Here is a 20,823-nt window from a genome sequence, read left to right as displayed (position 1 = left end):
TCGGTATCGGAAGTCGACTGACAGATGGCGCCACCGGCAATCAGTTGACGGCGCAGGGTCAGGCCGTTGGTAAAATTGCCGTTATGGGCAATAGCGATGCCGCCGACTTCCAGTTCGGCAAACAGCGGCTGCACGTTGCGCAGCGCCACTTCACCGGTGGTGGAGTAACGGACGTGGCCGATCGAGATGTCGCCCGGCAGTTTTGCAAGTGTTGCCGGGTCCGTGTAGTGGTCGCCGACGAGGCCCATGCGGCGTTCCGAATGGAAGCGCAGGCCGTCGAACGTGACGATGCCGGCGGCTTCCTGGCCGCGGTGCTGCAAAGCGTGCAGGCCGAGCGCCGTCAGCGTCGCCGCGTCGGGATGCCCCAGAATGCCGAATACGCCACATTCTTCATGCAGCGTGTCGCCATCCAAATCATCGATAATGCCTTGCGGAACCGGCTGACTCATCTCTGCTGGCCTTTACTTTCGTACAGGAAAAACGAATAGGCCGGGCGGTCAAATCCTTGTCCCGCTGTCCGGCCTTGCTCTGTTCAGGTGCTTGATAGCACAAATGGTGACGGTTTGCTGCGTATCAAGCGCAACATAGCGTCAATTATTTGTTGACGGCGCTTCGTCGGATGGCGCCTGTTCCTGGCCGGCTTCACCCGGTTCTTCCTTGCCGCTCAGGCGAGCGCGTGCTCTTGCCTCGACGTTTTCAGGCAATGCCGCCACAAGGCGTACCACAAGCGAATCCATGAACGGCTTGGACTTGGCGTTTTTCACCCATTCCGGCTGCGCCTGCGCACCCACCAGCCAGTTCCAGAACGCCAGCGCCACGACGAGCAGAAGAACACCACGCGCTGCGCCGAACAGGAAGCCGAGCGTGCGATCGAGCGCGCCGATGCGGCTGTCGATAATGAAATCGGCGATCTTGGTGGTGATGAAGGTGATGATGATCAACGCCACAAGGAACACGATGCCGAGAGAGGCCGCCAGAGCAATGCGATCATCTGCCGTATAGTTCTTCGCGTATGGCAGAAGCAGCGGGTAGAGATAATAGGCGGCGGCAACCGAGCCGACCCAGCTGGCAATCGACAGCACTTCGCGGGAAAAGCCGCGGACCATGGCGAGCACCGCCGAAAACAGCGTGACGCCGATGACGATACCGTCGAAAATCGTGATGGGCATAAACTACCTACTCCAGAACTTGATCGGCGACGGGGCCGGAACTTCAAAGGCGATCCGGTCGCCCTGTCATGACATGTGCCGAAAAGGCACTCACGTCCTTATCGCTGCCCTCTTACATCAGTCGTCTCGGTAACGGAAGATCAATCCTCATCGTCCTGTTTCCCCAGTTTCTTTGCCGATCCGGCGATGCGTGACACCAGATCGGGCAGATCCTCGATCTTGGTCCAGCGTGCGTTTCCACCCTTCGGCAATTCGGCCGAGGTGGCGGGAAGCATGGCGCCGGCAAAACCGAGCTTTTCCGCTTCCTTCAGGCGCTGTGCCGTCTGCGACACAGGGCGGACCGCGCCGGACAGGCTGATTTCGCCGAAAAACACGCAGTCGGGTGGCAGCGCAAGGCCTGCAAGCGAGGATACGAGAGCGGATGCAATTGCCATGTCGGCGGCCGGTTCGGAAATGCGGTATCCGCCGGCGACGTTGAGATACACGTCATGCTGGCCAAGCCGCACGCCGCAATGGGCTTCGAGCACGGCGAGGATCATGGCAAGACGCGAGCTATCCCAGCCGACCACGGCGCGGCGTGGCGTGCCGAGGGACGTTGCCGCCACCAGCGCCTGCACTTCGACCAGAACCGGGCGTGTACCTTCCATGCCGGCAAAAACGGCAGCGCCCGGAGACTTGGCATTGCGTTCGCCCAAAAACAGTTCTGACGGGTTGGTGACTTCACGCAGTCCCTTGTCGGACATTTCGAACACGCCGATCTCGTCGGTCGGGCCAAAGCGGTTTTTGACCGTGCGCAGCACGCGGTAATGGTGGCCGCGGTCGCCTTCGAAATAGAGCACGGCATCGACCATGTGCTCGACCACGCGCGGACCGGCGATCTGGCCTTCCTTGGTGACATGGCCGACCAGAACCATGGCGGCGCCCGTCTGCTTGGCGAACCGGATCATCGCCTGCACGCCGGTGCGCACCTGCGTCACCGTGCCCGGCGCACTGTCGGCCGTATCGCTCCACAGCGTCTGGATGGAATCGATGATGACGAGGTCGGGGCGTTTGCCTTCGGAAATGGTGGCGAGAATGTCTTCGACATTGGTTTCGGCGGCGAGCAGCACGTCGGTATCGGCAGCACCAAGGCGCTGGGCGCGCAGGCGCACCTGCGCCACGGCTTCTTCGCCCGAGACATAGATGATGCGCTGTTTGCGGCGCGACAGAGCTGCGGCGGCCTGCATCAGAAGCGTCGATTTGCCGATGCCCGGATCACCGCCCACCAGCACGACCGAGCCGCGCACAAAACCGCCGCCGGTGGCGCGGTCGAGTTCGGAAATGCCGGTCTGGACGCGTGGTGCTTCCTCGGTCTCGCCCGAAAGGGTGGTGAGCGTGACGGCGCGGCCCTTTTTCGGCACCTTGCCGGGGCCGGAGCCGATGCCGCCCATCGGGTCTTCCTCGACGATGGTGTTCCACTCGCCGCAGCCTTCGCACTTGCCGGCCCAGCGGTTATGCACCGTGCCGCAGTTCTGGCACACGAATTGGGTTTTAGGTTTTGCCATGGGATCAGATGTCGTTCGTCTTGAAAAAGTCTGGCGTGATGTTCTGGTGACTATGCACCACGCGAAGAATGCGGACTGTTGTCTCAGTCGTGCGGAAATAGATGCATCGTTTTCTGTAAGGCAAGGCTTTCAGTCCGGGCGAGAGATTGTCACGAGGCGGCCCGGGAAAACCGCTCAGCGCGATCCATTCGATCTTTCGGCTCAGGTCTCTGACAAAAACGGAGGCGGCGGCCGAAACATGGACAGCGATATGGAGGAATATATTGAGCAGGTCGGCATCAGCGAGCGGGGCGTAGATCAGCTCTTTCGGTCTAATAGCCGCATCCCCCGCTCGATGATGGAATCGGCATGAGCAGCGGCATTGGCGTAGGTGACAAACTCACCCCGTGCCAATTGCGCGTCCGCTTCCGCGATCATCGCTCGCAACTCCTCGTTCTCGCTTCCCAGGCGAGACAGGCCATCGGAGATGACGTCTTCGGCACTATCGTAGGCTCCGGAGTTCACCTGCTCTTCGATGAACGCCTTTTGCTTGTCACTGAGATGGATCTCGGTCATTTCGATCTCCTTTTGTTCTCTTCTAGCACGGTCGCCATCGGCTTCCAAGAGGTCGCAGAAAAGAAGGGTCGAAAGAGGTCAGTCGTTGGCGTCGATGTAACGGCGCTCGTGGCGCAGGCCGAGGCTGGTCAGGAGTTCGTAACCGATCGTGCCACCGGCACGGGCAGCCTCGTCGAGGGGAATGTTGGGGCCGAACAGCTCGATATAATCGCCGACTCGAACATCGCCTTCCGGGACGTCGGTAATGTCGAAGATTACCATGTCCATGGTGACGCGGCCGAGCACCGGCACGCGCGTATTGCCGACGAAACCGAAGGCACCCGAAGTGCCGCCGGCGCGTAGGGGCACGCCGGAGCCGGACAGCGAGCGCAGATAGCCGTCTGCATAACCGGCGGAGACAACGGCAAGCCGGCTGTTGCGCGACAGTTGGTGGGTGGCGCCGTAGCTGACGGTGGAGCCGGCCGCTGCCTCGCGGATCTGGACGATGCGGGCTTCCGCCTTGGCAACAGGCTTCAGCGGCTGCATGCCATTGACGGCTTCGCCGCCATAAACGGCGATGCCGGGGCGGGTCAGGTCAAAATGGTATTCGGAGCCGAGAAAGATGCCGGCAGAGGCGGAAAGGCTTGCCTCAATACCTTCGAAGGCTTCGGCAATCTGTTGAAATGCTTCGAGCTGTACACGGCTCAGCGGCGAGGACGGGTTGTCGCCGCTATGCAGGTGCGACATCACCAGAACCGGGGAAAAACTCGCGGGGCGCGACACGTCGTCGGCAAGCGCCAGCGCGTCTTCGAGCGGAAGGCCAAGACGGTTGAAGCCGGTATCGACGTGCAGCGCACAAGGGTGGTCGTCACGGTCGGCGATGACCGACATCCAGAAGGCAAGCTGCTCTTCCGAAGCCAGAACCGGTACGAGATCATGGTCGAAGAAAAAGTCCTCCTGGCCGGGCCAGATGCCCGACAGAACATAGATGCGGGCATCCGGCGCATAGGTGCGCAGCGTTGCGCCTTCCTGCGGCACGGCCACGAAAAAATCGCGGGCGCCGGCTTCATAAAGCGCGGTGCCACAGTCTTCCAGTCCGAGACCATAGGCATCCGCCTTGACGACGGCGGCGGTGCGGGCACCGCCGGAGCGACGCGCCATGTCGCGCCAGTTTTCGCTGAGTGCGCCGAGATCGACAGTGAGGCGAACCGGTGCCGTATCGAACGGATCATAAGCCACGCCGTTGTCGAAATCTTCGGTTTCGGAAATGTCGATCATCTCGTTCATAGGGAGGCACTCATGCAATGCGTCAATCGTGCGGCGACCCTATAGGCATCGCTAGGAAGAGGAAAGTCGCTTCGGGCAAATATGGTACAGCGCGAAGGCAAGAGAAAAGGCCCAGACCAAGTCTGGACCTTTCAAAATCACGGCTCTTCGTAATGCGTGAAGCTCGGCTCGGCGAGATCGGTAAAGCGGGTGAATTCCGACTGGAAGGCGAGTTTGACGGTGCCGGTCGGTCCGTGACGCTGCTTGGCGATGATGACGTCGGCCGTGCCCTTGACCTTGTCCATCAACGTTTCCCATTCCGGATATTTTGGATCGGAAATGTCCCGCGGTTCCATGTTCTTCACATAATATTCTTCACGGAACACGAACAGCACCACGTCGGCGTCCTGTTCGATCGAGCCGGATTCGCGAAGGTCGGAGAGCTGCGGGCGTTTGTCTTCACGGCTTTCAACACCACGCGACAGCTGCGACAGCGCGATGATCGGCACGTTCAGTTCCTTGCCGAGCGATTTCAGGCCCGTGGTGATCTGGGTGATTTCCTGCACGCGGTTTTCGCCGGATTTGCCGGAACCGGTCATCAACTGGATATAGTCGACCACAAGGCAATCGAGGCCGCGCTGGCGCTTCAAGCGGCGGGCACGCGCCGATAGCTGGGCGATGGAAATACCACCGGTCTGGTCGATGAACAGCGGCACTTTCTGCATCATCTGGCTGCAGGCGACCAGCTTTTCGAAATCGGACTCGGTAATGTCACCACGGCGGATTTTGGATGACGACACTTCCGTCTGCTCGGAGATGATACGGGTTGCCAGCTGTTCGGACGACATTTCCAGCGAATAGAAACCGACGACACCGCCGTTCTTGGCCTTGAAAGAACCGTCCGGCTGCACTTCAGGCTCGTAGGCGGCTGCGATGTTGTAGGCGATGTTGGTGGCAAGCGAGGTTTTACCCATGCCCGGACGTCCGGCAAGCACGATCAAGTCGGAGCGCTGCAGACCACCCATCTTGCCGTCAAGCGACATGATGCCGGTGGAAATGCCGGAAAGGTGGCCGTCGCGCTCATAGGCCTGACCGGCCATATCGATGGCAAGCGCGACCGCATCGTTGAACGATTGGAAACCGCCGTCGTAACGCCCGGTTTCGGCCAGTTCGAACAGACGTCGCTCTGTGTCTTCGATCTGGGTCTGCGGCGGCATGTCCAGAGGTGCGTCGAAGGCGATGTTGACCATGTCCTCGCCAATGGTGATCAGCGCGCGACGCAGCGCCAGATCGTAGATGGCGCGACCATAGTCTTCGGCGTTGATGATCGACACGGCTTCGGCGGCGAGGCGGGCAAGATATTGCGCCACCGTCATGTCGCCAACCTTCTGGTCGGCAGGCAGGAAGTTTTTCAGTGTCACCGGTGTCGCGGTCTTGCCCATGCGAATGATGTCGCTGGCGACCTCGTAGATCTTGCGGTGAAGCGGTTCGTGCAGATGCGGTGGCTTCAAAAAGTCGGAGACGCGGTAATAGGCGTCGTTATTGACGAGGATCGCGCCGAGCAGGGCCTGTTCCGCCTCGATATTGTTCGGAGCTTCGCGGTAATGCGGCTCTGCGGGCTGGATATTGGCAAGTTTACGCGGAACTTCGTTCATAGGTTCTATTATCCGTCTTTTTGCGGTCTGGTCGTCAGCGTCTTTTGGTATCGTCTGCTTGTAGAAGCATTAGGCGCGGCTTGGAACGCCGGACCGACGAGAAAAGCATTTCCCACAGCAGTTCACAGCCCGCAGAAAAAACGCAACGAAGTTGCAAATCCGGTTGACTGTGCGGCGGATGCGACTCGGCTTCACATTAAGTGAGTCTAACGCATCGGATGGGAGACCGAAACCGATTTGACCCGGTTACACCTATATTGCCGTGAGGCCGACAAACAAAAAACGCCCGGGCTGTGAAGCCCGGGCGTTACCCGCAGAAAGATCTACGAGAAGAATATTATTCGTCGTCGCCGTCCTGGTCGGCTTCCGGATCGAAGAAGTCTTCCGGACGCAGCGCGTCTTCGTCAACGCCGTAGATGGCGTCAGCCGAGGTGAGGCTTTCGCCCTTGGCCTGACGTTCTGCTTCTTCAGCCGAACGGGCAACGTTGAGCTGGATTTCGATTTCGACTTCCGAATGCAGGTGCAGCGTAACGCTGTGCAGGCCGATGGTCTTGATCGGGGTGTTCAGGTCGACCTGGTTGCGGCCGATGTTGAAGCCTTCAGCCGACAGAACTTCGATGATGTCGCGGGCAGCAACAGAACCGTAGAGCTGACCGGTTTCGCCGGCCGAGCGGACGACGAGGAAGGTCTTGCCGCCGAGAACGTCGGCAACGGTCTGAGCTTCGCCCTTGCGCTCGAGGTTACGGGCTTCAAGGGTGGCACGTTCGGCTTCGAAGCGCTTCTTGTTGCCTTCGTTGGCGCGCAGCGCCTTGCCCTGCGGCAGCAGGTAGTTACGAGCAAAGCCGTCCTTGACCTTTACGGTCTCGCCCATCTGGCCGAGCTTGGCGATGCGTTCAAGAAGAATGACGTCCATTGTATTATCCTTTCGGGTGTCAGTTCTGTTCGTTGATATCTGTATTGGTCTGTTTGCCGTCGTCGGCACGCACCGGTGTCAGTGCGATCGTGCGGCGGGTATCGAAAAGCCCGAGGATGAGCACGGCGAAAGCCGGAAGCATCATCATCGAGGAGAGATAGCACAGCGTCAGCGCCGGAATGCGCCAGTCCTTGCCGAGGCTGCGGAAATGCAAGGCGGCGAAGCCGGCCATCAGGAAACCGCCGCCAAATGTGCCGCAGATCGTGGCGCCGATCATGGCCGGAACGCCACCGAAAAACATCATCAGGATGCCGGCGAGGAAGATGAAAATGGCATTGCGGTTCATACGCAGCGCCGAAGGCATGTCTTCGCGCGGACGCATGGCGCGGCCGGAACGGGAAACGATGCGCACAGCAAAATAGAAGGCGGCAAACAGCAGTGCTACCCATGCGGCGCCCTGAACGACTGGCATCAGAAGAACGATGATCGACTTGGTCTGTGCAAGGCTCTGCTGCATCTGCGCGAGCGCCTGCGGATCGCCGGCAAATTGAGAATTCGGATCGTTCAGCGATGCGCTCATGGCATCGACGATTGAATTGGTCAGTTCCGGTCCATAACCGATCATGAAGCCGAGAATGATCAGCGCTATCGTCACGAGGCCGCAAAGATGCATGAGGATATCCGAGATCGGATACCATGCCATCAGGTTGTCGGGCCCGCCGAGTTCGGAAGCCGGGCGCGCCAAGTTTGCAAGGTGCGACAGCCAGCCGGCCGGGATCAGCGTGAAGACGCCGATCATCAGCGCAAAGGTCGGCGACACCATGATGGCGCCAAGTATTGCGGACGAAACGACGGCGATAATGGCGGCGCGATTGCCCCAGCCGAGGCCGGCAATCAGAATGGGAAGTGCGGAGGATGCGAAGAGAATGGTCGACAGGAACGACTGCGTAGACGCGCCCAGTACCAGCATGGTCGCGGCAATGCCGGCGATGATGCCGGTCGGCAATACTGTCTTTATCTGTGCGTTCACGGTTTCGCTGTCCTGCGTATCGAGCAGTTAGGGGAGGGCTTGTCGCCTTGAAATCCCCAACATGGGTTTTGGCCTTGTGGCCGGCAGTTCGGTCCGATCCGCGCCCAACGCGGAAGGGAAATTAGACCCGCCGATTCTTAATCAGCGGGTCCAACAATCATTAAGCTACGACGTACGGCAGCAGGCCGAGGAAGCGGGCGCGCTTGATGGCCTGGGCCAGTTCGCGCTGCTTCTTCTGGGAAACTGCGGTGATACGCGAAGGAACGATCTTGCCGCGCTCAGAAATGTAGCGCTGCAGCAGACGAACGTCCTTGTAGTCGATCTTCGGCGCGTTTGCACCCGAGAACGGGCAGGTCTTGCGACGACGATGGAACGGGCGGCGAGCCGGAGAAGTTTCAGCCATAGTGTTTGATCCCTTCTAGCCGATTAAGCTTCACGAGCCGGACGCGGCGCGCGCTGGAAGTCGCCGTCACGACGCGGCGGGCGGTCACCGAACTCGCGGCGCGGGCCACGGTCGTCGCCGTCACGACGCGGACGGTCGTCACGGTCGCGCTTCTGCATCATGGCAGACGGACCTTCTTCGTGCTTCTCGACGGCGATCGTCATGTAGCGAAGAACGTCTTCGTTGATGCGCATCTGACGTTCCATTTCGTGCACGGCAGCAGCCGGAGCATCGATGTCCATCAGAGCGTAGTGAGCCTTGCGGTTCTTCTTCATGCGGTAGGTCAGGGACTTCAAGCCCCAGTTTTCTACGCGCCCGACCTTGCCGCCGTTAGCTTCGAGGACACCCTTGTACTGTTCTACGAGGGCGTCGACCTGCTGTGCGGACATATCCTGTCGGGCAAGGAATACGTGTTCGTAAAGAGCCATGTAACTTTGCCTTTTCTTGCGTTTGTCTGACCCGGACCTCGGCGGCTAAGCCTCAACGACTGGTCTTGGGAGAGGGCAGAGCCCTTGCAAGAAAAGTTGTTGTTTCGAGACGGTCGAGAGCGGAGACACGGGAGGCCTGGACCCTGCGGTCCATGCGGTTCCTGATCTGGAACCCGCCCTCCGTACAGCCACCAGCCAGAAGACCAGGTGTGCGAACAAGGGCGGCTTATACGGATTTTTGGCCGGATGGCAAGTGGCAGCACGCAAAAGGTGAGTGAGGTGCCGATGGGTTGCCGCGCTTTGCGCCGGTCTTTGCCGGATTGGCGCCTATTTGATCCACAGGGTGAGAGCGCCATTCTCCGTGAAGAAACCGAAATTCGGTTTGGCAGCCTCAAGGGCTCTGTCCGCAAACTCGAGCGTCAGTTTATCCTCTGAGCCATCAAAGGTGACCACCATCCTGTTGTTGCTTGTCATTACGGAGAGTTCGGTGGGAGTGTAGCCGGTCAACACGATGGTCAGTGCGCCGTTGCTGGCGATCGTATCCGTGCCGTCTCCTCTGGCAAACAGGTATTCGGCGGAGCCGCCGCGCCTGATGTTGAAGGTCACTGTGTCGTTGCCGGTCCCCCCCGAGGCAGAGAGACGCTTGCCGTCAACGTGGATATTGTCGTCTCCGTCACCACCAGTCAGGCCGAGCACGGTATCGGCTGAGATCTTCAGCGTGTCGTTGCCGCCGCCACCATCGACGGACAGGACGGTCGTTGCGGAAATCTCGATCGTATCGTCGCCCATGCCGCCGGTAATGTCATTTAGGAAACGGGCGGCCAGCTTGATCTGGTCATCGCCATCACCACCGTCGATCGCGGACGTGGTCTCTGACTTGATGATGATGCTGTCATTGCCCGCTGCTGCCTCCACATTGGAGACGCTGCGCCCGGCAAATGTCAGCGTGTCGTCGTTCTTGGTGCCGCGTGCGCTGGTGATGTACCCAAAATTCCCGGAGACGCTGGCCTGATCATCGCTTTCGGCATTGCCAAGCGTCAGGATCTCGATGATGCGGGAAATCGCCTTTTCCGTCGCGCTAACGCGCGGAACATAGGTGCCGGAGGAGCGGTCATTGCTCAAAGTGGTTGGCGCAGGTGAGGGGCGGTTGTTGCTGAACAACTGGCTTGCATACTGCGCGGCATTGGCACTGCGGTAGAATGCGTTGATGCTGACCATTGTTCATCCGGTAGGGGGTAGGCGCGGGCGTCATCATTGCGCCTGCGCAGGAGTAGGGGCCATCATCATGATGACCTGTTTTTGCACCCTATGCTTGCATTGGCTGTTGAGCCATCGCGGCCTTCGGAATCGGTAAATGAGCAGTGAACCGACGGCCTAAGGTGAAGGCGACTGTTCAGAACTGAGCATAGAGGTCTTGCAGATTGGATGGGCGGGGAACGACTGGCTGAGAAAAAATCTCGTTCTCCTCAAGGCCGTCAAGAAAGGCGGAAACCGCCTTCACGCTATCGTCGTGGACAGGGTTGTGCGTGACATCTTCGGCATTGTCCTTTTTCAAGGGGCGCATCAGGTCGAGAATTTCCACGATCTTGGCCAGCGCAGAATGGCCGGGATTGCCGGTATTATTCTGAAAACCGCTCTCCAGCTTGCTTTGCGGTATCAGCGGCTGGCTGGGCATGGTCGTGGCTGACGAACCCATGGTTGGAGTGACGAGTAGTGCTGCGTCATTACCGGTGTAAAGAGAGCGCTGGAGGGAACTGATGGCGTTGATCGTCATGGTTTTCTCTTCCGCGTTTAGGGCTGCCGATCGGACATGAAGGGATATTGGACGCACGGGATGCGGCCATCGGCAGCGGGTTTGTGACTGATTGACGGAAAAGCTAGCGCCCGCTTTGGTGGGCGAACAGTGCAGCGCACAAATAGCGTGGCGTGTTCGTTAAGAGGGTCTTACCCGCTCTGCCGAAACCTACCGATCTGTATTGTCCTGGCACGGAATCCGGTGGTCTTCCACAGGCAGGCACCTGAAATTAGCGATGTCTTAAACGAAGTGGCGGCGAATCAGCGTTTGCATTTGAGCTTGCTGGCCGGGCGCCGACATTGCTACAGCGCCGTCCATGAGAATTTTTATCCGTCTTGTTATCGCGCTGTGCGGCATTATGGTTTGCTGCTTTCTGGCATTGCTTGTCGCCTCGCTTGCAGCGCAGGCGGGCATGCTCGGCAGCTGTTTCGAGGGCAGTTGTGGTTATGCTGCCGCATTCCTCGTGGCGCCGCTTCTGTCCGTCGGCTTCATCATCCTGTTTTTCATGGGCTGGCGAAAGTTACGAAGGCGTGCGCGTTAACACGCTGGCGGAGGGCCGATTTTCCGCCAATTCGCGATCTCATCGTGTCACAGCAAAACGGCGCCCGGTTGCCCGCGCGCCGCTCACTGTAATGTCCGGGTTTGTGCGCCTCAGATCGGCGCTGGATACTGCCGGTGAATTTTGGCGATATCCGCCAGCACGTCATCTGACAGCGTGATATCGGCAGCACCAATATCGGCTTTCAGTTGTTCCATGCTGGTCGCGCCGATGATGACCGAGGCCATGAACGGGCGTGTGAGGCAAAACGCGATCGCCATCTGGGCCGGATCGATTCCGTGCTTCTTCGCAAGCGCGACATAGGCGGCGACCGCCGGTTCCTGGTGTGGCTGAAGGCGACCACCAAGATTGTCGTTGATGGTTGCGCGTGATCCGGCCGGGCGAGCGCCGCCCAGATATTTACCGGTCAGCAAACCCGCGGCGAGCGGCGAATAGGCCAGCAGACCGACATCGCCGTGATGCGAGACTTCCGCCATGTCGAGATCGAAGGAGCGATACAGCAGATTGTATTCGTTCTGGATCGAGACGACCCGCGGAAAGCCCTTTTCCTCGGCCTGACGCAGATATTGCATCGTGCCCCAAGCGGTTTCGTTGGACAGACCGATCGTACGGATCTTTCCAGCCTTTACCAGCTCGTCAAGCGTTTCCAGCTTTTCGGCGATGCCCGACACCGATTTTTCGCGGTCCTGTTCGAAGGCGTTGAAATCCCATGCACCGCGAAAATGGTAGTGCGGGCGGTTCGGCCAGTGGATCTGGTAGAGATCGATGTAATCGGTCTGAAGGCGGTTGAGGCTGGCATCGACCGCCTCGCGAATGGTGGCGGCCTCGATCGGTCGGCCGTCACGGATGTGCGGGCGACCACCGCCGGCAATCTTGGTGGCGAGCACGATTTTTTCGCGGCTGCCGGTCTTCTTCAGCCATGTGCCGATATGTTCTTCGGTGCGGCCATAGGTTTCGATGCTCACCGGCGTCGTGGGATAGAGTTCGGCGGTGTCGAAGAAATTGACGCCCTGTTCGACGGCATAATCCATCTGTGCATGGGCTTCGGCTTCCGTGTTCTGCGTGCCCCAGGTCATGGTGCCGAGGCAGATTTCCGAAACGGAAATGTCCGTCCGGCCGAGTCTGTTGAATTTCATGGATAAATTGTCCCGTCTTTGAAGCGGCCAAACTTAAGCGGGATTTGCGCCCTTGCAAGGGAGGAATGCAGCCGTTTCGCGGCGAGATCGCGAAAACTTTATGTCGTCGGGGTCGAAAATGTAGAAAAAGTTCTAATTCATCCGGAAGTGGCGCGCTTGAGCTTTGAAAACCGAGCGTGTGTAGAATAAATTTGCGGAGGAATGTATGGCCGATATGCAAGTGGATGAGCGTGGTTTTCCCGATGCCGGCGACCCGCCGAAGACCGGGCGCTGGAAACTTATCGGGCCGGGTATCGTTGCCGCTGCCACCGGTGTCGGTGCCGGTGATCTGGTCGCCACGCTGATTGCCGGCTCGCGTTTCGGTTATGCGCTTCTCTGGGCCGCCGTTATCGGCTGCATCGTCAAGATCGCGCTGGCGGAAGGATCAGCCCGCTATCATCTGGCCACCGGTTCGACCATTCTCGAGGGCTGGAAGTCGCTCGGCAAATGGACGAGCTGGTACTTTGGCATCTATATCATGATCTGGGGCTTTGTGTATGGCGCAACCGCCATGAGCGCAACGGCGCTGCCGCTCGCCGCACTCTTCCCGTTTCTGCCGCTCTGGGCGTGGGCGATGATTTCCGGTCTCGTCTGTGCCGCCTTCGTGGCTATGAATAAGTACCAGATGTTCGAAACCGCCATGAAACTGCTGATTGGCTTCATGTTTGTGGTCGTCGTTGGTGTGGCGATCATGGTCGTACCGAATATCGGTGAGGCGCTCACAGGCCTCGTGCCGAGCCTGCCGGAGGGTTCGATCATCTACACGCTCGGCCTGATCGGCGGCGTCGGCGGCACCATCACCATGGCCTCCTACGGTTACTGGGTGAATGCCAAGGGCTGGCGCACGCCGGCCTGGATGGGCATCATGCGCCTCGACAACCGCGTCGCCTATATCGTCACCGGCATCTTTGTCATCGCCATGCTGATCATCGGTGCGGAACTGCTCTATACGGCGCAGATCACACTTTCGAGCGGCGATCGCGGCCTGCTCGATCTCGACGAGGTTCTGCGCGAGCGTTTTGGTCCTTTCGTCTCGGTCATGTTCCTGCTCGGCTTTTTCGCGACATCCGTATCGTCCATTCTCGGTGTCTGGCACGGCGTATCGCTGCTGTTTGCGGACTTTGTCCGCAATGCCCGTGGCGAGACCGGTGCGCGGCAGGATCTCGAAAAAAGCCCGGCCTTCCGGTTCTATCTGTTCTGGCTCACCATCCCGCCGATGGCTCTCCTCTGGTTCGGCCGTCCGTTCCTGCTTGTGGTCATCTATGGTGCGCTCGGCGCCTTCTTCATGCCGTTCCTCGCGTTGACGCTGATCTGGCTGTTGAACTCCTCGCGCGTGCCAAAAGAGTGGCGCAGCGGTTGGCTGTCGAACGGTCTGCTCGGTATTGCCGCGCTGCTGTTCATCGTGCTCTGCGTCAACGAGGTGATCGGCCTCATCGCAGGCTGATTGGCTCGTTTGCAGGGGGTAAAGGGGTGTCAAAACCCCGAAACCCTTGACTTGCAAGGCCGGAATGTGAATGGAGAGGCAAATTCAGGGAAAGGAAACGACCCCAATGAGCACTTCTGCGACCATCGCATTCACATTTCCCGGCCAGGGCAGCCAAGCCGTCGGCATGGGCAAGGACCTTGCCGACGCCTTTCCGGAAGCCCGTGCGGTTTTCGACGAAGTTGATGACGCACTCGGCCAGAAACTCTCCGAGATCATGTGGAATGGCCCGGAAGACACGCTGACGCTGACCGCCAATGCGCAGCCGGCGTTGATGGCCGTTTCGATTGCAGCCCTGCGTGTTCTCGAAGCGCGTGGCCTGGATCTGAAGAGCCATGTCGGTTTTGTTGCCGGCCACTCGCTCGGCGAATATTCGGCGCTCTGTGCCGCTGGTACTTTCTCGCTCGCAGACACCGCCCGCCTTCTGCGCATCCGTGGCGATGCCATGCAGTCGGCCGTGCCGGTCGGTGAGGGCGCCATGGCGGCGATCATCGGTCTTGAGCATGCTGATGTCGAAGCCATCTGCGTTGGTGCCCGCGATGCCGGCATCTGCCAGGTCGCCAACGACAATGGCGGCGGTCAGCTGGTCATTTCCGGTTCCAAGGCGGCAGTCGAAAAGGCAGCGGCTCTGGCGACGGAAAAGGGCGCCAAGCGCGCCATCATGCTGCCGGTCTCCGCTCCCTTCCACAGTGACCTGATGGCGCCAGCGGCAATCGCCATGCGCCATGCGCTCGATAAGGTCGAGAAGCATAACCCGGTCGTGCCGGTCGTCGCCAATGTGCGCGCAGCGCCGGTCACCGATGCCGAAGAGATCGCCAACCTGCTCGTCACCCAGGTCACCGGTCAGGTGCGCTGGCGCGAAACGGTCGAGTGGTTCGGCGCCAACGGCGTCACCACTCTCTATGAAGTCGGTTCGGGAAAAGTGCTGACGGGTCTTGCCCGCCGCATCGACAAGAATATTTCCGGCGTTGCCGTGAATACACCGGCCGATATCGACGCGGCGATCGCCGCCATTCTCGGCTGATTGGTATAGCGGACTGGAAGGGGCGAAGGACGAATGATCGTCCGTCGCCTCGCTGCCGCCTCTTTCTGACCGCTATTCGCCATTCGCTCTAAAAAAGGAACGAACAATGTTTGATCTGACCGGCCGCAAGGCCCTCGTGACCGGCGCGACAGGTGGCCTCGGCGAGGAAATCGCCCGCATGCTGCATGCGCAGGGCGCCATCGTCGGCCTGCACGGCACCCGCGTTGAAAAGCTGGAAGCGCTTGCCGCCGAACTCGGTGACCGCGTCCACATCTTCCCGGCCAACCTTTCTGACCGCGCCGAAGTCAAGGCGCTTGGCGAGAAGGCCGAAGAGGTTCTCGGCGGCGTCGACATCCTCGTCAACAATGCCGGCATCACCAAGGACGGCCTGTTCGTGCGCATGTCCGACGAGGACTGGGATGCGGTTCTGGAAGTGAACCTGACCTCGGTCTTCCGCCTGACGCGTGAACTGACGCATCCGATGATGCGCCGCCGTCATGGCCGCATCATCAACATCACCTCGATAGTCGGCGTTACCGGCAATCCGGGCCAGGCCAATTATTGCGCCTCCAAGGCCGGCATGATCGGCTTTTCCAAGTCGCTGGCGCAGGAAATCGCCACGCGCAACGTCACGGTCAACTGCGTGGCTCCGGGCTTCATCGAAAGCGCCATGACCGGCAAGCTGAACGACAAGCAGAAGGACGCCATCATGGGCGCCATTCCGATGAAGCGCATGGGCGCCGGCTCGGACATTGCGGCTGCCGTTCTTTACCTTGCTTCCAACGAGGCGGGTTACGTCACCGGCCAGACGCTGCATGTCAACGGCGGCATGGCAATGATCTAAACCGGTTCGCATCGGCAACCGTCCAATGCCAAAATAGCCTGTATATGGGTAACATCCCGTTGAAATTCTGGCTTTGCGGCGGGCGGAAACCGTGTTAATCGGGCGATGACTGTGAACAGTCCTCCCGGATTGTAGGCGGCCAACACGTGCTTTTGCACGGGCTTGGGGCCTAGCTTGCGGCGGGAAACGAGTTTGCCCTCGGCGCTGTCCTTGAAACGGCGGCCTCGGGTTTCAACAGGGTGCGGATGCCTTGATGGCCATCCGATTAAGATAAAGGTCGAGGAAACCGACATGAGCGATATCGCAGAACGCGTAAAGAAAATTGTTATTGATCATCTCGGCGTCGATGCCGACAAGGTTGTCGAAGGCGCAAGCTTCATCGACGATCTGGGTGCGGACTCGCTCGACACCGTCGAACTGGTCATGGCGTTCGAAGAAGAGTTCGGCGTTGAAATTCCGGACGACGCTGCTGACTCGATCCTCACTGTCGGCGACGCCGTGAAGTTCATCGAGAAGGCCCAGGCCTAATTCGATAACGCGATATTCGGGAGAGGCCGGTGACGGTTATCTCCCATGGCGGCCCGGCATGTTCGGGCCGTTTCAGTATTGAGCACTACAGCGCCGTGTGCCGAAAGCACACCAAGGACGCTGTAATACTTCAGAGTATATGCATCGTATTTTCCCAAAGCCGGAACGGCTCTCGGGTCGATGCATAATAACAAAATTAGACAAGGGTGGAGCGCTGGTATGATGAGGCGTGTCGTTATCACCGGTACCGGCATGGTATCTCCTCTTGGTTGCGGAACGGAGGCCAGCTGGTCTGCCATTATCGCCGGTCAGAACGGGGCTCGCCTCGTCACCGAATTCGAAGTCGAGGATCTGCCGGCAAAGATTGCCTGCCGTATTCCAGTCGGCGACGGTTCCAACGGCACCTACAATGCCGATGACTGGATGGAGCCGAAGGACCAACGCAAGGTCGATCCCTTTATCGTTTACGGTGTCGCTGCCGCTGATATGGCACTGGCTGACGCCGGTTGGCATCCGCAGACCGACGAAGACCAGATCGCCACCGGCGTCCTGATCGGTTCGGGCATCGGCGGTCTCGATGGCATTGTCGAAGCCGGCTACACGCTGCGCGACAAGGGCCCGCGCCGTATTTCTCCTTTCTTCATTCCGGGCCGCCTGATCAACCTCGTTTCCGGACAGGTTTCGATCAAGCACAAGCTGCGCGGTCCCAACCACGCCGTCGTCACGGCCTGCTCGACCGGCGCGCATGCGATCGGCGATGCCGCCCGCATGATCGCTTTCGGCGATGCCGATGTGATGGTGGCCGGGGGCGCCGAATCGCCGATCTGCCGCATCTCGCTGGCCGGTTTCGCCGCCTGCAAGGCGCTCTCGACCCAGTATAACGACGACCCGCAGAAGGCTTCGCGTCCCTATGACCGCGACCGCGATGGCTTCGTCATGGGCGAAGGTGCCGGTATCGTCGTTCTGGAAGAACTGGAACACGCCAAGGCACGTGGTGCGAAGATTTATGCCGAAGTCGTCGGTTACGGCATGTCGGGCGATGCTTTCCACATCACCGCTCCGTCGGAAGATGGCGATGGTGCCTTCCGCTGCATGACCATGGCGCTGAAGCGTGCCGGTCTCGGTGCCTCGGATATCGACTATATCAACGCGCACGGCACTTCGACCATGGCCGATACGATCGAACTCGGCGCCGTCGAGCGCCTCGTCGGCGACAGCGCCTCGAAAATTTCCATGTCGTCGACCAAATCGGCGACCGGTCATCTTCTCGGTGCCGCCGGTGCGATCGAAGCGATCTTCTCGGCACTGGCGATCCGCGACAACATCGCGCCGCCGACGCTCAACCTCGACAATCCCGATGTCGAGACGAAGATCGACCTCGTGCCGCACACGGCGCGCAAGCGTGACATCAATGTGGCGCTGTCCAACTCCTTCGGTTTCGGTGGCACCAATGCGTCGCTCGTGCTGAAGCGTTACGAAGCCTGATAACAAGGCTGTTAACGAGACGGGTCCTTGGCTCTGGGCTTGTCTTCTGAACCTGTTTTTGCCGCATTGCCGGGCCACACCCGGCAATGTCTAGAGTCTCAGAAGGAAGTGCCGGTGAGCGACACCAACCATAACAGTGAAATGCCCTCCGACCGCGGAGCGTACGGCACTGGAAAAGGCCCGATCATCCCGAAGTCGCCCAACGAGGCGCTGAAGCCTGAGCGTGTGCCCGATCCGCCGAAGCGGTCGAAAAAGGCACGTAGCCAGTTGGTGATCTTCCTCAATTTCGTCATGACCATGGCGGTCGCTGCCTGCCTCGTCGGTGCCGGCGGTTTCTATTACGTCATGACCACCTATTCCGATCCGGGTCCGCTGGAAACCAACACGCATTTCATCGTGCGTGATGGTGCAGGCGTTTCGGCGATTGCCGACAGCCTCGAGCGCAATGGCATTATCTCGGACGCTCGCGTTTTCCGCTATGTCACGCCTACCTATCTGGAGGGCGGCAAGACCTTGAAGGCCGGCGAATATGAGATCAAGGCCGGCGCTTCGATGAAGGAAATCATGGAAGTGCTGGAATCCGGCAAGTCCATTCTTTACTCCGTTTCCATGCCGGAAGGCCTGACCGTCCAGCAGATGATGAAGCGCCTGATGGAGGACCAGATCCTCGAAGGCGAACTGCCGCAGGAGCAACCGCCGGAAGGCTCGCTTCGCCCGGATACCTACAAGTTCTCGCGCGGCACCAAGCGCACCGAGATCATGGCACAGATGCGCGCCGCTCAGGAGCGCCTGATCGACCAGATCTGGGAAAAGCGTGATACAGATCTGCCGGTCAAGACCAAGCAGGAATTTGTGACGCTCGCCTCTATCGTGGAAAAGGAAACCGGCAAGGACGACGAGCGCGCTCACGTAGCCTCCGTGTTCATCAACCGCCTCAACCGCGGCATGCGCCTGCAGTCGGATCCGACCATTCTTTACGGCCTGTTCGGCGGTGCCGGCCGGCCGGCCGATCGTCCGATCTACCGTTCGGACATCGACAAGGAAACGCCCTACAACACCTACCACATCAAGGGTCTGCCGCCGACGCCGATCGCCAATCCGGGCCGTGCAGCACTGGAGGCCGTCGCCAATCCGTGGCGCACCCGCGATCTCTACTTCGTTGCCGATGGTACCGGTGGCCACGTGTTCGCCCAGACGCTGGACGACCACAACGCCAATGTGCGTCGCTGGCGCCAGATCCGTGCGGAGCGTGCCAGCAGCACGCCTGCCGACGAGCTTGTCGACGGCCAGCCGGACGGTGCCGACGCCGAACGGGCGCCGAGAAACAACTAACACCGGTTCGCCGGCTGTTCATGAAAGGTCAGGCGTAGCATGAGCCTGCAGTCTATGACGGGTTTCGCACGCAGCGAAGGCACCAGCGGTCGCACCCGCTGGGCCTGGGAGTTGCGATCGGTCAACGGCAAGGGGCTGGACCTGCGTCTGCGCCTGCCAACCGGCCTTGAGCGACTGGAAGTGCCGGTGCGTGCAGCTGTGCCCGCCCGTTTCAGCCGCGGCAATATTCAGGCCAACCTTTCCGTTACTGTCGCAGAGGCCAAAGTGGAAGCGGTGCTGAACCGCGATGCCTTGGACGCCATTTTGCGCATGCGTGCGGAACTTGGCGATCTCGTCGATCCGTCGCCTCTGCGCCTCGATACGCTGATGTCGATCCGCGGCCTCGTCGATATCCGCGATGCGGAAGAGGGGGCTGACGCATCTGATGCTCTCGACCGGGAGATCATGGCCGGTCTCGATATCGCGCTTAACGCCCTGACCGCCATGCGCGTCAGCGAAGGCGCCTCTATCGGTGCCGTACTGCAGGATCACGTCAACACCATTTCGACGTTGACGACGACGGTGGAAGCCGATCCGTCGCGCAGCCCGGACGAGATTGCCCGCAAGCTTGCGCAGCAGGTGGCGACGCTGATGGAAGGCGCGTCCTCGCTCGATCGCGACCGGCTTTATGCCGAAGCCGCGATCCTCGCCACCAAGGCGGATTTGCGTGAAGAGATCGATCGGCTGCATGCACATGTGGTGGCGGCGACCGAGCTATTGAACAAGGGCGGCCCTGTCGGCCGTCGCCTGGATTTCCTTGCACAGGAATTTAACCGGGAATCGAATACCATCTGTTCGAAATCGAATTCGGCGGCTGTCACGGCTGCCGGCATCGAGTTGAAGGTCGTCATCGACCAGTTCCGCGAACAGGTTCAGAATCTGGAGTGATGATATGAGCCCGGCCCCGTCCAATCTTTCGAAAATCGCCCGACGTGGCCTGATGCTCGTCCTGTCCTCGCCGTCCGGTGCAGGCAAGTCGACCATCGCCCGTAACCTGCTCGAATCCGATCCGAGCCTCGAAATCTCCGTCAGCGTGACGACGCGCCAGCGCCGCCCGAGCGAAATTGCCGGAAAACACTACCATTTCATCAGCGTGCGCGAATTCGAGCGCCTGCGTGATAGCGACAGCCTGCTGGAATGGGCCGAGGTTCACGGCAATTTCTACGGCACGCCGCGCGAGCCGGTGGAAACGGCCATGTCCGAAGGCCGCGACATGCTGTTCGATATCGACTGGCAGGGTGCCCGCCAGCTGCAGGAAAAGATGTCGGCCGATGTCGTGTCGATCTTCGTCCTGCCTCCGACCATGACGGAACTGCAGTCGCGCCTGCATCGCCGTGCCGAGGATTCGGAAGAGGTTATCCGCACCCGTCTTCTCAACTCGCGTTCCGAAATCGAGCACTGGCGCGAATATGATTACGTCATCGTCAACGACGACCTCGACGAGGCATTCCGCAACGTCAACTGCATCGTCAACGCCGAACGGGTCCGTCGCGACCGCCGCCACGGTCTGTTCGATTTTGTCGCCGAGCTTTTGACGGAAGAGCCGGTTCTTTAACCGGCTTTCGGCCTTTCAACGCC

The 20,823-nt window shown here is 59.9% G+C and carries 22 protein-coding genes and 1 pseudogene; 9 read left to right on the top strand and 14 right to left on the bottom strand.

What is annotated here, in order from left to right; translation table 11 throughout:
• The 13 genes and pseudogenes from GAO09_RS20455 to GAO09_RS20395 all read right to left on the bottom strand — a co-directional run.
• A pseudogene (locus GAO09_RS20455) lies at positions 1 to 449 on the bottom strand (amidophosphoribosyltransferase); the annotation flags it as partial.
• A gap of 141 nt (positions 450 to 590) precedes the next feature.
• Positions 591 to 1,169, bottom strand: a complete 579-nt coding sequence (locus GAO09_RS20450) for a CvpA family protein (RefSeq protein WP_153356664.1) — start codon at positions 1,167 to 1,169, stop codon at positions 591 to 593.
• Positions 1,170 to 1,309: 140 nt separating this feature from the next.
• Entirely contained in the window at positions 1,310 to 2,713 is a 1,404-nt protein-coding gene (radA, locus tag GAO09_RS20445; RefSeq protein WP_153356661.1) for a DNA repair protein RadA, read from the bottom strand.
• 4 nt (positions 2,714 to 2,717) lie between these two features.
• Positions 2,718 to 2,963, bottom strand: coding sequence for a type II toxin-antitoxin system RelE/ParE family toxin (locus tag GAO09_RS20440; RefSeq protein WP_324185254.1), 246 nt, complete (start codon positions 2,961 to 2,963; stop codon positions 2,718 to 2,720).
• A 47-nt stretch (positions 2,964 to 3,010) separates the two neighbouring features.
• Entirely contained in the window at positions 3,011 to 3,268 is a 258-nt protein-coding gene (locus tag GAO09_RS20435; RefSeq protein WP_153356658.1) for a ribbon-helix-helix domain-containing protein, read from the bottom strand.
• A gap of 78 nt (positions 3,269 to 3,346) precedes the next feature.
• Positions 3,347 to 4,525: an alanine racemase gene (gene alr / locus GAO09_RS20430; protein WP_153356760.1), complete on the bottom strand. Its 1,179-nt coding sequence runs from the start codon at positions 4,523 to 4,525 to the stop codon at positions 3,347 to 3,349.
• Between the two features lie 146 nt (positions 4,526 to 4,671).
• Positions 4,672 to 6,168 (bottom strand): replicative DNA helicase, encoded by a 1,497-nt coding sequence (locus GAO09_RS20425; RefSeq protein WP_153356655.1) that lies wholly within the window; start codon positions 6,166 to 6,168, stop codon positions 4,672 to 4,674.
• Positions 6,169 to 6,505: 337 nt separating this feature from the next.
• Entirely contained in the window at positions 6,506 to 7,081 is a 576-nt protein-coding gene (gene rplI / locus GAO09_RS20420) for a 50S ribosomal protein L9 (RefSeq protein WP_153356652.1), read from the bottom strand.
• Between the two features lie 19 nt (positions 7,082 to 7,100).
• Complete coding sequence (locus GAO09_RS20415; RefSeq protein ID WP_410768551.1) at positions 7,101 to 8,111, bottom strand: DUF2232 domain-containing protein; 1,011 nt, start codon at positions 8,109 to 8,111, stop codon at positions 7,101 to 7,103.
• Positions 8,112 to 8,271: 160 nt separating this feature from the next.
• Positions 8,272 to 8,514 carry a 30S ribosomal protein S18 gene (gene rpsR, locus GAO09_RS20410; RefSeq protein ID WP_132273068.1) on the bottom strand — a complete coding sequence of 81 codons (243 nt, stop codon included), beginning with the start codon at positions 8,512 to 8,514 and terminating at the stop codon, positions 8,272 to 8,274.
• A 23-nt stretch (positions 8,515 to 8,537) separates the two neighbouring features.
• The gene (gene rpsF, locus GAO09_RS20405) at positions 8,538 to 8,981 is read right to left on the bottom strand and encodes a 30S ribosomal protein S6 (protein WP_112728512.1); all 444 of its coding nucleotides are present in this window, start codon (positions 8,979 to 8,981) and stop codon (positions 8,538 to 8,540) included.
• A gap of 327 nt (positions 8,982 to 9,308) precedes the next feature.
• A complete protein-coding gene (locus tag GAO09_RS20400) occupies positions 9,309 to 10,199 on the bottom strand; it encodes an RTX toxin (protein WP_153356649.1) in 891 nt (296 codons plus the stop codon).
• Between the two features lie 175 nt (positions 10,200 to 10,374).
• A complete protein-coding gene (locus GAO09_RS20395) occupies positions 10,375 to 10,755 on the bottom strand; it encodes a hypothetical protein (RefSeq protein WP_153356646.1) in 381 nt (126 codons plus the stop codon).
• Positions 10,756 to 11,092: 337 nt separating this feature from the next.
• Here GAO09_RS20395 and GAO09_RS20390 point away from each other — a divergent pair, with 337 nt between their 5' ends.
• Positions 11,093 to 11,317: a hypothetical protein gene (locus tag GAO09_RS20390; RefSeq protein ID WP_153356643.1), complete on the top strand. Its 225-nt coding sequence runs from the start codon at positions 11,093 to 11,095 to the stop codon at positions 11,315 to 11,317.
• Positions 11,318 to 11,427: 110 nt separating this feature from the next.
• On the opposite strand, the gene GAO09_RS20385 is transcribed toward GAO09_RS20390, so the two are convergent.
• Complete coding sequence (locus tag GAO09_RS20385) at positions 11,428 to 12,471, bottom strand: aldo/keto reductase (protein WP_153356641.1); 1,044 nt, start codon at positions 12,469 to 12,471, stop codon at positions 11,428 to 11,430.
• A gap of 205 nt (positions 12,472 to 12,676) precedes the next feature.
• Here GAO09_RS20385 and GAO09_RS20380 point away from each other — a divergent pair, with 205 nt between their 5' ends.
• The 8 genes from GAO09_RS20380 to gmk all read left to right on the top strand — a co-directional run bounded on the left by GAO09_RS20380 (position 12,677) and on the right by gmk (position 20,800).
• Positions 12,677 to 13,954 carry an Nramp family divalent metal transporter gene (locus tag GAO09_RS20380; RefSeq protein WP_209018773.1) on the top strand — a complete coding sequence of 426 codons (1,278 nt, stop codon included), beginning with the start codon at positions 12,677 to 12,679 and terminating at the stop codon, positions 13,952 to 13,954.
• A gap of 106 nt (positions 13,955 to 14,060) precedes the next feature.
• Entirely contained in the window at positions 14,061 to 15,017 is a 957-nt protein-coding gene (gene fabD / locus GAO09_RS20375) for an ACP S-malonyltransferase (RefSeq protein WP_153356638.1), read from the top strand.
• A 106-nt stretch (positions 15,018 to 15,123) separates the two neighbouring features.
• A complete protein-coding gene (fabG, locus tag GAO09_RS20370) occupies positions 15,124 to 15,861 on the top strand; it encodes a 3-oxoacyl-[acyl-carrier-protein] reductase (RefSeq protein ID WP_112728507.1) in 738 nt (245 codons plus the stop codon).
• A 291-nt stretch (positions 15,862 to 16,152) separates the two neighbouring features.
• Positions 16,153 to 16,389 carry an acyl carrier protein gene (locus tag GAO09_RS20365; protein ID WP_003502080.1) on the top strand — a complete coding sequence of 79 codons (237 nt, stop codon included), beginning with the start codon at positions 16,153 to 16,155 and terminating at the stop codon, positions 16,387 to 16,389.
• Positions 16,390 to 16,611: 222 nt separating this feature from the next.
• Positions 16,612 to 17,874, top strand: a complete 1,263-nt coding sequence (gene fabF / locus GAO09_RS20360; RefSeq protein WP_153356751.1) for a beta-ketoacyl-ACP synthase II — start codon at positions 16,612 to 16,614, stop codon at positions 17,872 to 17,874.
• Between the two features lie 114 nt (positions 17,875 to 17,988).
• The gene (mltG, locus tag GAO09_RS20355) at positions 17,989 to 19,206 is read left to right on the top strand and encodes an endolytic transglycosylase MltG (RefSeq protein WP_410768539.1); all 1,218 of its coding nucleotides are present in this window, start codon (positions 17,989 to 17,991) and stop codon (positions 19,204 to 19,206) included.
• Positions 19,207 to 19,245: 39 nt separating this feature from the next.
• Positions 19,246 to 20,133 carry a YicC/YloC family endoribonuclease gene (locus GAO09_RS20350; protein ID WP_153356634.1) on the top strand — a complete coding sequence of 296 codons (888 nt, stop codon included), beginning with the start codon at positions 19,246 to 19,248 and terminating at the stop codon, positions 20,131 to 20,133.
• Positions 20,134 to 20,137: 4 nt separating this feature from the next.
• Positions 20,138 to 20,800 (top strand): guanylate kinase, encoded by a 663-nt coding sequence (gene gmk, locus GAO09_RS20345; RefSeq protein ID WP_153356631.1) that lies wholly within the window; start codon positions 20,138 to 20,140, stop codon positions 20,798 to 20,800.
• Positions 20,801 to 20,823: the final 23 nt, after the last annotated feature.

The organism is Endobacterium cereale (assembly GCF_009617585.1).
GTDB classification, from domain to species: domain Bacteria; phylum Pseudomonadota; class Alphaproteobacteria; order Rhizobiales; family Rhizobiaceae; genus Neorhizobium; species Neorhizobium cereale.
This window is presented reverse-complemented; position numbering and strand designations above follow the sequence as displayed.

Excerpts from the sequence above, each read along its gene's own strand:
- fabG (WP_112728507.1), top strand. The coding sequence starts at position 15,124 with ATGTTTGATCTGACCGGCCGCAAGGCCCTCGTGACCGGCGCGACAGGT.
- fabD (WP_153356638.1), top strand. The coding sequence starts at position 14,061 with ATGAGCACTTCTGCGACCATCGCATTCACATTTCCCGGCCAGGGCAGC.
- GAO09_RS20365 (WP_003502080.1), top strand. The coding sequence starts at position 16,153 with ATGAGCGATATCGCAGAACGCGTAAAGAAAATTGTTATTGATCATCTC.
- rpsF (WP_112728512.1), bottom strand. The coding sequence starts at position 8,981 with ATGGCTCTTTACGAACACGTATTCCTTGCCCGACAGGATATGTCCGCA.
- rplI (WP_153356652.1), bottom strand. The coding sequence starts at position 7,081 with ATGGACGTCATTCTTCTTGAACGCATCGCCAAGCTCGGCCAGATGGGC.
- alr (WP_153356760.1), bottom strand. The coding sequence starts at position 4,525 with ATGATCGACATTTCCGAAACCGAAGATTTCGACAACGGCGTGGCTTAT.
- GAO09_RS20395 (WP_153356646.1), bottom strand. The coding sequence starts at position 10,755 with ATGACGATCAACGCCATCAGTTCCCTCCAGCGCTCTCTTTACACCGGT.
- GAO09_RS20390 (WP_153356643.1), top strand. The coding sequence starts at position 11,093 with ATGAGAATTTTTATCCGTCTTGTTATCGCGCTGTGCGGCATTATGGTT.
- radA (WP_153356661.1), bottom strand. The coding sequence starts at position 2,713 with ATGGCAAAACCTAAAACCCAATTCGTGTGCCAGAACTGCGGCACGGTG.
- GAO09_RS20400 (WP_153356649.1), bottom strand. The coding sequence starts at position 10,199 with ATGGTCAGCATCAACGCATTCTACCGCAGTGCCAATGCCGCGCAGTAT.
- GAO09_RS20435 (WP_153356658.1), bottom strand. The coding sequence starts at position 3,268 with ATGACCGAGATCCATCTCAGTGACAAGCAAAAGGCGTTCATCGAAGAG.
- GAO09_RS20380 (WP_209018773.1), top strand. The coding sequence starts at position 12,677 with ATGGCCGATATGCAAGTGGATGAGCGTGGTTTTCCCGATGCCGGCGAC.
- GAO09_RS20450 (WP_153356664.1), bottom strand. The coding sequence starts at position 1,169 with ATGCCCATCACGATTTTCGACGGTATCGTCATCGGCGTCACGCTGTTT.
- rpsR (WP_132273068.1), bottom strand. The coding sequence starts at position 8,514 with ATGGCTGAAACTTCTCCGGCTCGCCGCCCGTTCCATCGTCGTCGCAAG.
- GAO09_RS20425 (WP_153356655.1), bottom strand. The coding sequence starts at position 6,168 with ATGAACGAAGTTCCGCGTAAACTTGCCAATATCCAGCCCGCAGAGCCG.
- GAO09_RS20385 (WP_153356641.1), bottom strand. The coding sequence starts at position 12,471 with ATGAAATTCAACAGACTCGGCCGGACGGACATTTCCGTTTCGGAAATC.
- gmk (WP_153356631.1), top strand. The coding sequence starts at position 20,138 with ATGAGCCCGGCCCCGTCCAATCTTTCGAAAATCGCCCGACGTGGCCTG.
- GAO09_RS20350 (WP_153356634.1), top strand. The coding sequence starts at position 19,246 with ATGAGCCTGCAGTCTATGACGGGTTTCGCACGCAGCGAAGGCACCAGC.
- fabF (WP_153356751.1), top strand. The coding sequence starts at position 16,612 with ATGAGGCGTGTCGTTATCACCGGTACCGGCATGGTATCTCCTCTTGGT.